The following is a 14,124-nucleotide window of genomic DNA, read 5'->3' as shown; positions in this document are numbered from 1 at the left end:
TCCATGGCAGTGGTGCGTTTTCCCGAGTTCCGCCTGGGCAAGGTGCTGGCGACCAGCTTCACGGGGACCCTGTCCGAGCGTTACGGCGAGACGCTGGAGCGCATTCCTGTGCCGTCCCGGCTCGCGGACTGGCTGGAAATCAGCGGGCTCGCCGTCGACTCCTGCAGCCAGTCGCAGCTCGACCACGCCCGACAGCTACGGGAATCAATTCACGCAGCCGCCACCGCCGTCGCGAACCAGAGCCCGCTTCCCCCTTCAGCTGTCCAAGTCATCAATGACTGCAGTACTCACGGCCTGGCCTCGGCGATCTTGACGCCCGAGGGCAGCCGGGAATGGCGGCTGGGTTCTGCTTCCGTGGAAGACGCGCTCAGCGTGATCGCCGCCGACGCGATCAGCCTTCTCGCGGGAGAACGAGAAGGAAAGATCTCGTTGTGCGCATCGCCGACGTGCCGAGCCGCCTTCGTCGACACCAGCCGCGGCTACACCCGCAAATGGTGCGACATGAACACATGCGGGAATCGCGAGAAGAAGGCACGCTTCCTCGCCGGCAAGCGCAATAAGTCGAGCCTCGCCGACTGACCGCGCCGCCCGATCGACGGTCGTCGTGACTTCGTGGTATCGAGACTCCCGCGTTCCGTAGTCCCGCTACCGCACGCCGCTCGAAAAGGGGGAATCGCATGTTCGATGTTCTGGGAATGGACGCCACGGCCGAGGTGGTCTACCGCGAGATGCTGGCGCACCCGCACGACGGAGTGGCCGATCTGTCGCGCCGACTCCAGCTGACCGAGCAGGCGGTACTGACAGCACTCGACACCCTCAGCGAACTGGCCCTGATACGGAGCTCCTCCGAAGATCCCCAGAATTTCCACGCAGTCGACCCGCACCTGGCCGCGGACATCCTGCTGGCAAGGCAACGGGCCGAGCTGGCCGCGCAGCAAAAACGTGTCCAAGAGGCTCAGGCCGCCGCCGTACGTCTCAAATCGGAGTTCACCCAGGCGCGGGAGGAGTTGCTCCGCCTGAACGGGGTCGACTGCGTCCGCGACTACCTGGCGACTCTGTACGACAGGGTCGATGACGAGCTGTTGACGTTCGCTCCGGGCGGAGCCCAGACGGCGGCCAACGTGCGCAGTTCGCGACCGCTCGCCGAGAACCTGCTGGAACGCGGTGTCCGCCTGCGCACCGTCTATCTGGACAGCGCCCGCAACGACCCCGCCACCGTGGCGCACGCGGAGTGGCTGGCCACGCTCGGCGGGCGCATACGGACCGTCCCCTCCTTACCGAACCGCATGATCATCTGCGACCGGAGGATCGCCGTCGTCGCCGCCGACTGCGAGGACACCGCCGCCGGAGCGGTGGTTCTGCAGACGCCGGGGGTGGTCTCGTCGCTGTACGCCCTGTTCGACTGCGTCTGGCAGTCCGCCCGGCCGCTGGGCGCGACCTCCTCGCCCGCGGACACGCGGAGGCTGAGTCCGCAGCAGACGGAAGTCCTGCGGCTGCTGTCCCAAGGGCACACCGACGAATCCGTCGCGGCCCGGCTGGGTGTGTCGGCTCGCACGGCACGCCGCATCGCCACGAAACTCATGGACCACCTTGGCGCGCGAAGCCGCTTCCAGGCCGGTGTGCACGCGGTCGCGAGGGGGCTCGTCCGGCCATGACGGTCCGTATGGTCGCTGATCGACACGGCGTGGAAGGGATTGACGAACCGAATAGGACAGTTGCCTCATGTACCTCGTCCACCTCGCTGTCTCCCCTCCGGGCGACGCCTCCCTGCCCGCCGAGATCAGGCAGCTGCTGGAAGCCACCGCACCGGACGTCCTCGAACATGTCAGCGTGCATCTGCAGTCACGACCTGACCCGGTCATCGGGCTCTTCCTGCGCGTCGCGTCCTTGAACGAGGCGGAGTCGACCGCCGAGCAGATCTGGGCGCGCGCCGCCGCCGCGTGCCCTCAGCTGGCTGAATGGTGCCTGCGGCGCGCTGAAGCGCCGCTCATGCACTACGAACTGGATTGAGGCCGTCTCGCCCTGATCCGATCCGTCGCGGGGCGGGTGCTCCTTCCGGCCCGTGTCCGGGTGTCCCCGCCGACGGGCAGGACGACCGGACCGCCCTGCCCGGCGATCCTCCGCCACCCTGCGGCGATCTTCCGCCACCCTGCCCGGCGATCCCCCCGGGCACGTCCAGGCATGCCGGCCGGTGCGGCCGCTCTCGTCGGCCACCGTGGGAAGCCGGGCCTTTTTCATAAGTTTGATTCAGTATGCACGGGGAATATCGCGACCGCCGTCTCCTCATTCGTCGGACAACAAGTCCGCTCGCGGGCCTGAATAGGTCAGGACCGATTCTGTCCACCCGTCAGTCCTTCCTTTGCCGCGTGAAAGCTCGCAGAATCGAGATTGCTGGACAACGAACCAGTCGAGAGGCGAGCGATGAAAGATCGGACATCCACCCCAGGCAGCTCACTCACGAAGGAGCGAACCGTAAGCCGCCGGTCCGACGACGGCGGATGGCAGTGATTGCATGGCTACCTCGAACGACCACATCCAGGGCAATACGATGGCGGCCCTCGCCGAGGAGTTCGGCACCCCTCTGTTCGTCTACGACGCGGACATCCTGGAGGACACGTATCGCAAGCTGCGCGGCGTTCTCCCGGCCGGTGTCGATGTTTTCTACTCGCTCAAAGCCAACCCGAACATCAGTGTCTGCGCACTGCTGAACTCGTTCGGCGCCGGCGCCGAGGTCTCCTCCTATGCCGAACTGGTCACCGCCCTGCACGCCGGGGTCGCGCCCCAGGACGTCATCTTCCTCGGCCCCGGCAAGGACGAACGCGAACTCACCGCGTGCGTCGAAGCCGGAATCCACGCGATCGTCTGCGAATCGCTGGACGAACTCGACCTGCTGGACTCGCTGCTGGAAACCGCCGGCCGCGACGAGTTCCCCGTGCTTCTGCGAGTGAACCCCGCCTTCGGCAGCAAGGGGTCAGGACTGGCCATGGGAGGCAAGCCCCGGCAGTTCGGCATCGACGAAGCCGAACTGCGCGACTCCAAGCACCGACTCGCGGCCCTGCGCCGCGTCCGGGTGAAGGGGGTGCACGCCTACATGGGGACACGGTTCCTGAACCACGAGGACGTCGTCCACAACACCCGCCGGATCCTCGCCACCGCCGAGGAGCTGGCCGGACGGCTCGGCTTCCCCCTGGAGACCGTGGACTTCGGCGGTGGGCTCGGCGTCGCCTACTTCGACAACGAGGAGGATCTGGACCTCGCCACCCTGGGAACCGCACTGGCGGACGTCCTCTCCTCCTTCTCCGCGCGCAACCCGCGCTGCCGGATGATCACGGAGCTGGGCCGGTTCCTGACGGCCACGGCCGGCACGTACCTCATCCGGGCCCGCTATGTGAAGAACTCCATGGGGGAGAGCTTCGTCGTCGCCGACGGCGGCACGAACCACCACATGGCCGCCGTCGGTGTCGGGAGCTTCGTCAAGCGCAACTTCCCGATCCGCCGCGTGGGGAACCGGGGCGCCGGAGCGCTGCGGCCCTACAGCGTGACGGGGCCGCTGTGCACACCCAACGACGTCATCGCCAAGAAGGTCCGGCTGCCGGAGGTGCGGCCGGGGGATCTGCTGGCGGTGGAGCGGTCCGGGGCCTACGGGCCCACGGCCTCACCCGGGCTCTTCCTCAGTCACGGTTTCCCGGCCGAGGTGATGGTGCGCGGCGGGCGGGCCCATCTGGTCCGGGACCGCGACACCACGGAGGATCTGCTCGCCAAGCAGCACCTCGTCGACTTCCGCACCGCGGCCGGATGACCACCGCGGCAAGCCGGGCCGTCCGGGTCGGGGTCGATGTCCTCGACTGCTCGGAACTCCGCCGTCTGGTCGAGCGCCCCTGGTTCCTGCGCTTCAGCTTCGCCCCGGAGGAACTGGCCCACGCCGAGACGCTCGGCGGCCGACGGCGCCTGGAGTTCCTCTCGGGCCGCTTCGCCGCCAAGGAGGCCATTCTCAAGGTCCTGGGCAGGGGCTTCCTCCAGGGCGTGGCGCCGCGGGAGATATGCGTGGCGCACACACCGCACGGCGCCCCCGCCGTCCGCTTCCACGGGAGAGCCGCCCGATGGGCCCCGCCCTCCGTCTCCGTGTCCATCACCCACAAACAGACCGTCGTGGCCGCAGTCGCCATCGGCGTCCCCGGCACCGGCGGCGCGGCGGCCGAGAACGGACGAACAGCACCCGCCGAACCGAAGGAGCCTGACACCGTGTCGCCGCCCAGCATCCACACGACAGCCCCCGCCCAGCACAGTGCCCGGGGTGAACAGACCCCGGAGGCCACCGCCTTCCTGCGCGTACGAGTCGGCCAGGAGGAAGCCCACTACGGGGGCGACCTGGTGGACGGCGCCCGCCTCCTGCGCCTGTTCGGCGATCTGGTCACCGAGATCACCATCCGCACGGACGGCGACGAGGGGCTGCTGGCCCAGTACAGCGATGTCCGCTTCGCCGCACCCGTGAAGCCGGGCGACTACATCGAGGCACGCGGGCGACTGGTGCGACGGACCAGGCTGCGCCGGGTGGTCGAACTCGAGGCGCACAAAGTCCTCAGCGCCCGCCCGGGAGCGGGAGAGAGCGCCGCCGCGGTCCTCGACGCCCCCGAGCTCGTCTGCTCCGCCACCGCCACCACTGTCGTCCCCTTCCGCAGGACGGACACGGCGAACGCCCTCCACCCCGTTGCCGAGGAGACCTGATGGCCCGTACAGCGCAACTGCTGCACGAACTGCTGGAGGCGGCCGCCGACCGCAGCCCTCGATCGGCCGCTTTGAGTTCGCACAGCCGCAGCCTGACCTACGGAGAACTCGCCTCCGCCAGCACCAGGATGGCCGCGCTCCTGCACCGCGAGGGACTGCGGCGCGGCGACCGGATCGTCGTCACCGCGGCCGACGGGATCGGCATCACCGTGCTGCTCTACGCGGCCTCCCGCCTGGGCGCCGTCTTCAGCGTGCTGCACGAGCAGGTACGCGGCGGGCCGCTGGACCATGTGCTGCGGGACTGCGAACCCAAACTGCTGGTCTCCGACGATCCCGGTGCGGGACGGACCGCCGCCGAGCACGAGGTGCGCTTCCTCGGGCTCGACGAGCTCGTCCGGACCGCGCTCGACACGGACACCGACGTGCCGCTCGCCCCCGGTGGCCGCAGCGCCCTGCCCGTGGACCCGGTCAGCCTGATCTACACCTCCGGCACCACCTCGATGCCCAAGGCCGTGGTCGGCACCCACCAGCAGGTGCTCTTCGCCGTCTTCGCGATCCAGGAGTGCCTGCGGTACCGCGGCGACGACGTCGTGTACTGCCCGCTGCCGCTCTCCTTCGACTACGGGCTCTACCAGGTCTACCTCGCCGCGCTGAGCGGCGCCCGGCTGCACCTGGGCTCGGTCGCCGAGGCGGGACCCCCGTTGCTGCGCAGTCTGGAGGAAGCCGGGGCGACCGTGCTGCCCGCCGTGCCCTCCATCGCCGATCGGCTCGCCTGGCTGCTGCGCCGCAGCAGCGGAGGACCGAGCCGGCTGCGGCTGCTGACCAACACCGGAGCGGCCCTGTCCGAAACCACCATGTCCGCGCTGCGCGCCGCACTGCCCCGGCTGAGGATCCAGGTGATGTACGGCCTCACGGAGTGCAAGCGCACGGCGATCATGCCACCGGACGGAGACCTCGACCGTCCGGGATCATGCGGCCTGCCGCTGCCGGGCACCGAGGTCTTCGTCGTCGACGACGACGGCCACCGGCTGCCTCCCGGGCAGATCGGCCAGTTCGTCGTGCGCGGTCCGAACGTCATGGCGGGCTACTGGAAACGCCCCGAGCTGACCGCCGAGCGTTTCCCCCGTGCCGAGGGACTGTTCCCCGAGCTGCGCACCGGCGACTACGGCCGGCTGGACGAGGAGGGCTACCTCTACTTCTCCGGCCGCCGGGACGACCTGTACAAGGAGCGGGGATTCCGGCTGAGCGCCACCGAGGTGGAAGCCGCCGCCACCCGCGTCGAGGGGGTGACCTCGGCCGCCGTACTGCCCCCCGAGGGCAAGCGGGGCGCGCTCCTCGCCGTGGTCGCCGACATCAGCGCCGACGAGGTGCGCGAGAGCATGCGCGACCACATCGAACCCTTCAAGATCCCGCGGCGCTGCGTCCGCCTGGACGCCCTGCCCACCAACGGCAACGGCAAGGTCGACCGCAAGAAGCTGGCCGCTGTGATCGAACAGACCTCGGCCGCCCCGGTCACCGCCGAGGCCCCGCGGGCCGGCCTGGCCCACTGATCCTCCTTCCACCCGACCGCAGCAACTCCTCACACACAAGGACATGCCCATGGATCGCCAGAACGTCGTCACCGCCCTCGAGAACGCCCTCACCGACGTCCTCGAACGCCCCGTCACGGGTCTCACCGGCGACGTGAGGCTCTTCGACGACCTGCACCTCGACTCGACCACCATGCTCGAGATGCTGATGGCCATGGAGGACTCCGTCGGCCTGGTCGTCGACCCGGAGGACCTGGACGCGGACGACTTCGTCTCGGTGGACACCTTCACCGACTTCGTCCTGCGCACCCGGCTCGAGCAGGTCTCGGCATGACGCTCATCCAGCCCGACCTGAGCGTCTTCACGACCCTTGAGTCAGAGGTACGCAGCTACTGCCGCGGCTGGCCCACCGTGTTCGACCGGGCGCACGGCAGCCGGATGTACGACGAGGACGGGCACGAGTACCTGGACTTCTTCGCCGGCGCCGGATCCCTCAACTACGGCCACAACAACCCGGTGCTGAAGCGCGCTCTGCTCGACTACCTGGAGCGCGACGGCGTCACCCACGGCCTGGACATGTCGACCACGGCCAAGCGCGCGTTCCTCGAGTTCTTCCAGAACATGATCCTGCGCCCGCGGGACCTGCCCTACAAGGTCATGTTCCCGGGCCCGACCGGAACCAACGCCGTCGAAGCCGCCCTCAAGCTGGCACGCAAGGTCAAGGGGCGCGAGACGGTCGTCTCCTTCACCAACGCCTTCCACGGCATGTCGCTGGGCTCCCTGGCGGTGACCGGCAACGCCTTCAAGCGGGCCGGCGCCGGCGTACCGCTCGTGCACACCGCTCCCATGCCCTTCGACCACTACATGGGCGGGAAGACGCCCGACTTCCTGTGGTTCGAGCGGCTGCTCCGGGACCACGGGTCGGGGCTGGACAAGCCGGCCGCGGTGATCGTGGAGACGATCCAGGGCGAGGGCGGCGTCAACGTGGCCCGTCCGCAGTGGTTGCGCCGCCTCGCCCAGCTCTGCCGGCAGCACGACATGCTGCTGATCGTCGACGACATCCAGATGGGCTGCGGACGCACCGGCGCGTTCTTCTCCTTCGAGGAGGCCGGCATCACCCCGGACATCGTCACCGTCTCCAAGTCCATCAGCGGGTACGGACTGCCCATGTCCCTCTGCCTGTTCCGACCGGAACTGGACGTCTGGGAGCCGGGCGAACACAACGGCACGTTCCGCGGCAACAATCCGGCCTTCGTCACCGCGGCCGCCGCCCTCAACACCTACTGGGCCGACGACAAGCTGAAGCAGCAGACCCTGGCACACGCCCAGACCATCGAAGCCGCGCTGCGCGACACCGCCGCGCACCACAGCGGATCCGCCTACCGCGGCCGCGGGATGGTCTGGGGCCTTGAGCTCTCCGACCCCCGGCACGCCGGCCGCGCCGCACGCCGGGCCTTCGAACTCGGAGTGCTCGTGGAGACCTCCGGAGCACATGGCCAGGTCGTCAAGCTGCTGCCCCCGCTGACCATCTCCGGCGACGAACTGGAGCTGGGGCTGCGCATCGTGCAACGCGCCGTCTTCGAAACGGCATGACCGCGCCCGGTACCCCCGACGGAGAAAGGATCCCCCCGCCATGACGATCAGCACCACCCCCGCAGCCGGCGCGGACCGGAGCACCGCCGAGAAGAAGCAGGCGGTCTTCCGGGCACCGGTGCCCGAGGACGGTCCGGCCGTGTGGAAACTGGTCGAGAACACGCCCGGCCTGGACTCCAACAGCATCTACTACTACACGCTGTGGTTCCGGGACTTCACCGACGGTTCGCTGATCGCGACCGTGGACGACGAGATCGTCGGCTTCCTCACCGGTTACCGCCGCCCCGAGGAGCCGGAGACCTACTTCGTCTGGCAGACCGCCGTCAATCCGCGCCACGGCATCCCCTTCCTCGGGGTGAAGCTGTTCCAGGCCGCGGCCGACCGGCAGGTGGCCCAGGGCGCCCGGTACGTCGAGGCCACGGTGTCCGCCGAGAACAAGGCGATACTCATGGTGCTGAAGCAGTTCGCCAAGAAGCACTCGGCTCGCATCGAGACCCGCGTGCTGTTCCCCGGCAGCCTCTTCCCCGACAGCCACCACGACGAGGTCCTCTACCGCATCGGCCCGTTGACCGCCGGTTGAGCCCGCAGTGTCCGACGATCAGGAGCCGTTCCCCATGGCGCAGCAACCGACACCTCTGCACCTCGACATCAATGACAAGTACTTTCGCATGGACTCGGAAGAGGTGCGAAAGGCGCGGGCCGCACACTGGTACGCGGAAACCGACTGGGGCATTGCCGTCCTCTCGTACGAGGACAGCAGTTCCCTGCTGAAGAACCCCCGTCTGACGCAGGGGTCGGCCAAGTGGCCGGCTCAGCACGGAGTGGCCGGGGGGCACTACGACAGCTGGTGGAAGAAGACTCTGCTGGTACTGGAGGGCGACGAGCACAACAGGATCCGCCGCCTGGTGAACCCCGCGTTCTCTCCGCGCCGGATAGACCCGTTGCGAGCCCGGTTCCGCGCCCTGGCGGACGGCCTGATAGACGAATGGATCGAAGACGGGCAGACGGAGTTCGCCAGTCGCTTCGCGGCGCCGTACTCAACCCGGATCCTGTGCATGATGCTGGGCATAGACGAGCGCGACTGGAAGAAGATCAATCAGCTGGCGTCCACGATCGGGCTCGGTATCGGCATCTCGATCCAGGAGAACATCGCACAGATCGACGAAGCCGTCGTCGAACTCACCCGGTACGCGGAATCCTTGGTGAGCAGCAGGAGGAAGTCGCCCCGGGACGACATCCTCAGCACCCTGGTGGAGACCAGGGACGAGGACGACGGCAGGCTCTCGGACCAGGAGCTGATCAATCTCATCATCCTGCTCATCTTCGCGGGGATCGACACGACCCGGAACCAACTGGCGCTGGCTGTCGAATCGTTCTCACGGCAGCCGGACCAGTGGGAGAAGCTGGCCGCGGACCCGGACCGCTATTCCGTCAAGGCGGTCGAAGAAGTGCTCCGCGTCAACCCGATCAACCGATGGACCACGCGCGAAGCGGCAGAAACTTTCCAGCACAAGGAGCGCACGATCGAGAAGGGGACGACGGTCCATCTGTTCACCCTTACGTCGGCCACCGATCCCGCCCAGTTCGACAACCCGGACCGTATCGACCTCGACGCCGACCGCTCGCCTCATTTCGCTTTCGGCGGCGGCCTGCACCACTGCCTGGGGCACTTCGTCGCCAGGGCGGACCTCAATGTGGCCCTCTCGGCGCTGGCTGCGCGGCTGACCGATCTACGGGTGGGAGAAGGCGCCGAGTGGCTGCCTGATTCCGGGAACACAGGCGCGAGGAAAATGCCGATCACCTTCGTCCCGCGTTCCTGACTTCTGTGAACGGTGAAGCTCCTGGTGAATGGGTCCACATGCATGATCACCCATGCCCATCGGGAGCTTCGCGTGTATGGTGGAACCAGCTTAGCTGGTTCCACACCGACTGGGAGATCTCATGACAGCCTCGAAGGCCGGCATCGGGCGCCCGTCCGCCGTCGGCGGTGACCCGGCGCGGAGCGATCACTACCGGCACGGCGGAGTTCCCGCACGTCCTGCCAGGACCGGAGGTCGCTGACGATGGTGGATCTGACGGTGCTGCCGGGGTACGTGGCGGTGATCCTGCTCTTCCTCGGCCCCCCGGGGCCCGACATGGCCTACATGCTCGCGGTGGGCCTCGAAGGCGGTCGCCGGCCCGCGGTGAAGGCCATCCTCGGCATCGGGACCGGCATGAGCCTCTACGCCGCCGCCGTCGTCGCCGGCATGGGGCAGATCGCCCGATCACACCCATTAGTGCTCGACGCGGTCAGGATCCTGGGTGCGGCCTACCTCCTGTGGCTGGCCTACGTGACGATGCGCCACGCGCGTCGTGCGATCAGCGGGCACAGTGGTGTCACGGCGGGCCGCTGGTATCTGCGAGGCGTCTTCGTCAGCGTCACGAATCCGAAGATCATTCTGTTTTTCCTGGCGGTGCTCCCGCAGTTCATCGGAAGCGCGGACAACCCCGGAGTGCAGATGGCGATGCTCGGTGCGGTCGACGTTCTGATGGAGGTGGTTCTTTACGGATGCATCGGAGTCATGGCGGGATTTTTCCATGCACGTCTTGCCGACTCGAACAAGGCGACGGCCACGCTGAACTACATCGCATGCACCGTCTATGTGGCGTTGGCCGGGACGATCTTCGGCGAGATCCTGCTGGCTTGATCGTGGCCGGCCCGACCCGTGATCGTCGCCCCCTCGCCTTCCCGCGCGTGGCGAAGGACACTTTGGGGTCAAGGAATTGGCGCCGGAGGGGGACGGGACATGCGGGACAGTCATCGGGTGGATGCCGAGCGGCTGCTGGTGACCGCCGTGGAGGAGGAGGTGCGGCGGTCGGGCGGGCGGACGGACGGTGCGGTGCTGCTGGCCCGGGCGCGCGCCGCGCTGGACACCCTCGCCGAGCCCGCGGCCGAGGAGTACGCCGCCTACACCCGCGCCCTGGACGAGGCCGCCGCCGGGCAGCAGACCTTCGCGCAGCGCTACGCCCGCGAGGGAGCGGGCACTCCGCTGCTGGTCGCGGGCGTCGCCGCGGTCGCCGCCGCCGTCGCCGACCTGGCCCTGGGCACCGGCTCGGGCACCGCCGTCGGCGCGGGCCTGACCGTCGGCGCGGTCGGCGCCGCCGCCACCGTCGTCAAGGTGACCGCCGTGCATCTGCCCGCCGCCCACCACCGGGCGGGCGCGGCCGGCCAGCCCGGCGGCCCGGAGCAGCTGCGGCTGCAATGGCTGACCGCGCTTGAGGTGCGCGGCATCCGCCCGTTCCTGGACCAGCAGCGCGTCCTGACCGCCGCCACCACGCCGAAGAAGGCCGCGCCCCGGCTGCGCGGCGCCGACAAGAGCGCGGCGGCCCGCAGGCGCAGCGTGCTGGAGCAGTCCTTCGGTCAACTGCCCGAACCGGTGGGCGCGTTCGCCGGGCGGCGGCAGGAGGTGGCGCGGATCCGGCAGTGGGTGCAGGCGGCCCGCGCCAGCAGCGAGACCCGCCCCACGGTCGTCGTGCTGCACGGCGCGCCCGGCTCCGGCCGCTCCACCCTCGCCGTCCGCGCGGCCCACGATCTCAAGGACCAGTTCCGGGGCGCGGTCGTGGTCGATCTGCGCGGCGACAGCCCCGAGGAGCCGCCGCTGCCCACCCGCGACGCCCTGCTGCACCTGCTCAACCGGCTCGGCGCACCCCGCGAGCAGTTGCTGTTCCGCGACCGCTCCTCCCCCGACCAGCAGGTCAAGCGGCTCGGTGAACTGTACGAACAGCATGTGACGGGCCTGCCGGTCACCATCGTGCTGGACGACGCCTCCGACGCCGGCCAGGTCCGCGCCCTGGTCCCGGAACGCTCCGACAGCCTCGTCCTCGTCACCGCCCGGCAGCCGCTGGACCTGCCCGCCGACCTGTCGGCCTGGGTGCACCAGCTGCCCGTCCGGCCGCTGGACGAGGCGGGCGCGGAGGAACTGCTGGGCGCCGCCGCCGAGGACAGCTCGGGCCCGTACGACGCCGAGTCCGCCGAGGTGATCCGCCGGCTGTGCGGCGGGCTGCCGCTGGCGCTGCGCGTCGCCGGCTCCGCCCTCGGCCCCCGCTCACCGCGCCGGCTCGCCGCCGACCTGGAGGCGTACGGCCCGGTGGAGCCGGTCGAACGGGCGCTGTGGCTGCGCTACACCGACCAGCCGGAGCCGGCCCGGCGGCTGCTGCGCCGGCTCGCCCTGGCCGGCCGCGCCTCGCTCGGCGCCGCCGCCGCTGCCGCGCTGGCCGCCACCGACGAGACGGAGGCCGGGCGGCACCTGGCGGCCCTCGCCCGCGCGGGCCTCATCGACCACGTACGCGGCAACCGCTACCGGCTGCACGACCTGGTCCGCGCCTTCGCCCAGGCCCGGCTGCTGGACGAGGAGGACCCCGCCGAGCGCACCGCCGCGCAGGAACGCCTGATCGGCAACTACGCCGAGCTGGCCGACTCCGTGCTGCGGCTGGTCGACGGCAACAACTCCACCCGCTCCGACCACTTCAGCCCGCACGGCTTCACCTCCCTGGACGAGGCGCTGCGCTGGCTGGACGACGAGTCCAGCTTCATCACCGCCGCCCTCCGGCACGCCGACGAGGGCGTCGACCAGGCCGCTGTGCTCCATCTGCTGGGCGCGCTGTGCGACTACTGCCTGCTGCGCGGCGACCTGTACCGGCTCGGCGAGATCAGCGAGCTGACGCAGGCCGTCGACCAGGGGCTGCTGGTGCGCTCGGTGCAGTGGCGTACCGGCATCGCGGCCCGGCAGCTCGGCGAGCTGGACAAGGCGCGCGCCACCCTGGCCTCGGTCGTCGACCTGTACCGGGAGGCCCATCACGACGCGGGCGCGGCCCGCGCGCTGAACTCGCTCGGCATCACCCTGCACCACCAGGGCAATCTGACGGAGGCGGCGGCCCGGCTCCGCGAGGCGCTGGACCTCCAGTCGGTGCCCGAACTGGCGACCGACCGGGCCTGGACCATGCACGCGCTCGCCGCGGTGCAACGCGACCGGGGCCATCTCGCCGAGGCCCTGGACCTGCTCAACGGCTCGCTGGTCCTGCACCGCGCGGGCGACTCGGTGCACGGCGAGGCCTGGGCCCACTTCCAGCTCGGTCAGCTCGCGCTGCGCCAGGGCGACGTACCGCGCGCGGAGGAGGACCTGCGCCAGGCCCTGGAGCGCTACGGCCGCACCCGCGACGCGCGCGGCGAGGCGTGGGCGCTCACCCAGCTGGCGCGGGCCCGGCTGGTGGCCGGCGACACCGCCGAGGCGGTGGCCGAGCTGCGCAGCGCGGCCGCCCGGCACCGCGACAACGAGGACGCGCGCGGCGAGGCGTGGACGCTGTACTACCTGGGGCAGGCGCTGGAGGAGACCGGCGACCTGGACGAGGCGGTGCGCGAGCTGGAGCGGTCCCGCACGATGTTCTCCCGGATGCGCGACGTGTACGGGCTGGCCTGCGCCCGGCACCACTCGGCGCGGGTGACCCGCGACCAGCGCGCGGCCCGCACCGGCTCGCTGCGCAACTCCGGCTTCGCCCGGCAGCTGCTGGTGGACGCCCGCGCCGACTTCCAGCGCATCGGCGTCGCCCACGGCGAGGCCTGGACCTGCCTGGAGCTGGCCGTGGTCGACGCGGGCAACGCCCGCACCCAGCAGGCGCTGGCCCTGTGCGACGAGGCGGTGACGCTGTTCGCCTCGTACGGCGACGCCCGCGGCGAGGACTGGGCGCGCTTCCTGCGCTGCACCCTGCTGCCGTTCGCGGCGCCGGGCGGGGTGGAGATCGGCACGGCGGTGGCGCAGGAGGAGCTGACGCGGCTGGCCCGCGCCGCCCATCCGCTGCGGGACGGGAAGCTCGACCCCTGCATCGACGCCTACCAGCTCCTGCTGGAGCGCGGCGTGGACCTGGACGCGGGCTGGCAGGCCTGGCGCCTGGGCATGGTCCCGGACCGCCACGCCCGCGAGGTGATGGGGGTGACGGCCGGCACGGCGGGGTGAGCCGGGCGCGCAGCGCGCCGTGTGCCAGGGCAGCGTGACTCCGCGCACCGGCGGGGGCACGCGGCCCGTACGCCGGGCGCGGAAAGCCGGTCCGCCGGACGCGGAAAGCCGGTCCGCCGAACGCGGAAAGCCGATCCGCCGGACGCGGGAAACCGGGCCCAGGAAGCCAGTCCGCCGCGCGCGGGAAACCGGGCACGGGAAGCCGGCCCGCCGGGCATGGGAAACCGGCCCGCCGCGCGCGGGAGAGCCGGTCCGAAGGCGGCCGGAGGCGGCTCGACGGCCGCCGT

General features: G+C 70.3%; 12 protein-coding genes. All 12 read left to right on the top strand.

The features are described 5' to 3' along the window. Window positions 1-3: 3 nt before the first annotated feature. The 12 genes from K7787_RS18455 (at window position 4) to K7787_RS18400 (ending at window position 13,837) form a co-directional block, all read left to right on the top strand. Window positions 4-579: a CGNR zinc finger domain-containing protein gene (locus K7787_RS18455; RefSeq protein ID WP_223002228.1), complete on the top strand. Its 576-nt coding sequence runs from the start codon at window positions 4-6 to the stop codon at window positions 577-579. 98 nt (window positions 580-677) lie between these two features. Next, window positions 678-1,655 carry a helix-turn-helix transcriptional regulator gene (locus tag K7787_RS18450; protein ID WP_223002227.1) on the top strand — a complete coding sequence of 326 codons (978 nt, stop codon included), beginning with the start codon at window positions 678-680 and terminating at the stop codon, window positions 1,653-1,655. A 67-nt stretch (window positions 1,656-1,722) separates the two neighbouring features. After that, window positions 1,723-2,010, top strand: a complete 288-nt coding sequence (locus tag K7787_RS18445) for a hypothetical protein (RefSeq protein WP_223002226.1) — start codon at window positions 1,723-1,725, stop codon at window positions 2,008-2,010. A 502-nt stretch (window positions 2,011-2,512) separates the two neighbouring features. Further along, on the top strand, window positions 2,513-3,799 hold the full coding sequence (locus tag K7787_RS18440; protein ID WP_223002225.1) for a type III PLP-dependent enzyme domain-containing protein: 1,287 nt from the start codon (window positions 2,513-2,515) through the stop codon (window positions 3,797-3,799). Continuing rightward, window positions 3,796-4,725: a holo-ACP synthase gene (locus tag K7787_RS18435; protein WP_223002224.1), complete on the top strand. Its 930-nt coding sequence runs from the start codon at window positions 3,796-3,798 to the stop codon at window positions 4,723-4,725. The genes K7787_RS18440 and K7787_RS18435 overlap by 4 nt, the downstream gene beginning before the upstream one ends. After that, window positions 4,725-6,275 (top strand): class I adenylate-forming enzyme family protein, encoded by a 1,551-nt coding sequence (locus tag K7787_RS18430; protein ID WP_223002223.1) that lies wholly within the window; start codon window positions 4,725-4,727, stop codon window positions 6,273-6,275. The genes K7787_RS18435 and K7787_RS18430 overlap by 1 nt, the downstream gene beginning before the upstream one ends. Window positions 6,276-6,324: 49 nt before the next feature. Then, complete coding sequence (locus K7787_RS18425; RefSeq protein ID WP_223002222.1) at window positions 6,325-6,588, top strand: acyl carrier protein; 264 nt, start codon at window positions 6,325-6,327, stop codon at window positions 6,586-6,588. Continuing rightward, complete coding sequence (ectB, locus tag K7787_RS18420) at window positions 6,585-7,847, top strand: diaminobutyrate--2-oxoglutarate transaminase (RefSeq protein ID WP_223002221.1); 1,263 nt, start codon at window positions 6,585-6,587, stop codon at window positions 7,845-7,847. Before K7787_RS18425 ends, ectB begins: the two co-directional genes overlap by 4 nt. 40 nt (window positions 7,848-7,887) lie before the next feature. Next, window positions 7,888-8,427 (top strand): diaminobutyrate acetyltransferase, encoded by a 540-nt coding sequence (gene ectA, locus K7787_RS18415; RefSeq protein WP_223002220.1) that lies wholly within the window; start codon window positions 7,888-7,890, stop codon window positions 8,425-8,427. A 7-nt stretch (window positions 8,428-8,434) separates the two neighbouring features. Continuing rightward, a complete protein-coding gene (locus K7787_RS18410) occupies window positions 8,435-9,667 on the top strand; it encodes a cytochrome P450 (protein WP_308036385.1) in 1,233 nt (410 codons plus the stop codon). 243 nt (window positions 9,668-9,910) lie between these two features. Beyond that, window positions 9,911-10,534 carry a LysE family translocator gene (locus K7787_RS18405; protein ID WP_223002219.1) on the top strand — a complete coding sequence of 208 codons (624 nt, stop codon included), beginning with the start codon at window positions 9,911-9,913 and terminating at the stop codon, window positions 10,532-10,534. 99 nt (window positions 10,535-10,633) lie between these two features. After that, entirely contained in the window at window positions 10,634-13,837 is a 3,204-nt protein-coding gene (locus K7787_RS18400; RefSeq protein WP_223002218.1) for a tetratricopeptide repeat protein, read from the top strand. The last annotated feature ends 287 nt before the right edge of the window (window positions 13,838-14,124 follow it).

The sequence above is a fragment of the Streptomyces sennicomposti genome (genome assembly GCF_019890635.1).
In the GTDB taxonomy this organism is placed as follows: Bacteria; Actinomycetota; Actinomycetes; order Streptomycetales; family Streptomycetaceae; genus Streptomyces; species Streptomyces sennicomposti.
This window is presented reverse-complemented; position numbering and strand designations above follow the sequence as displayed.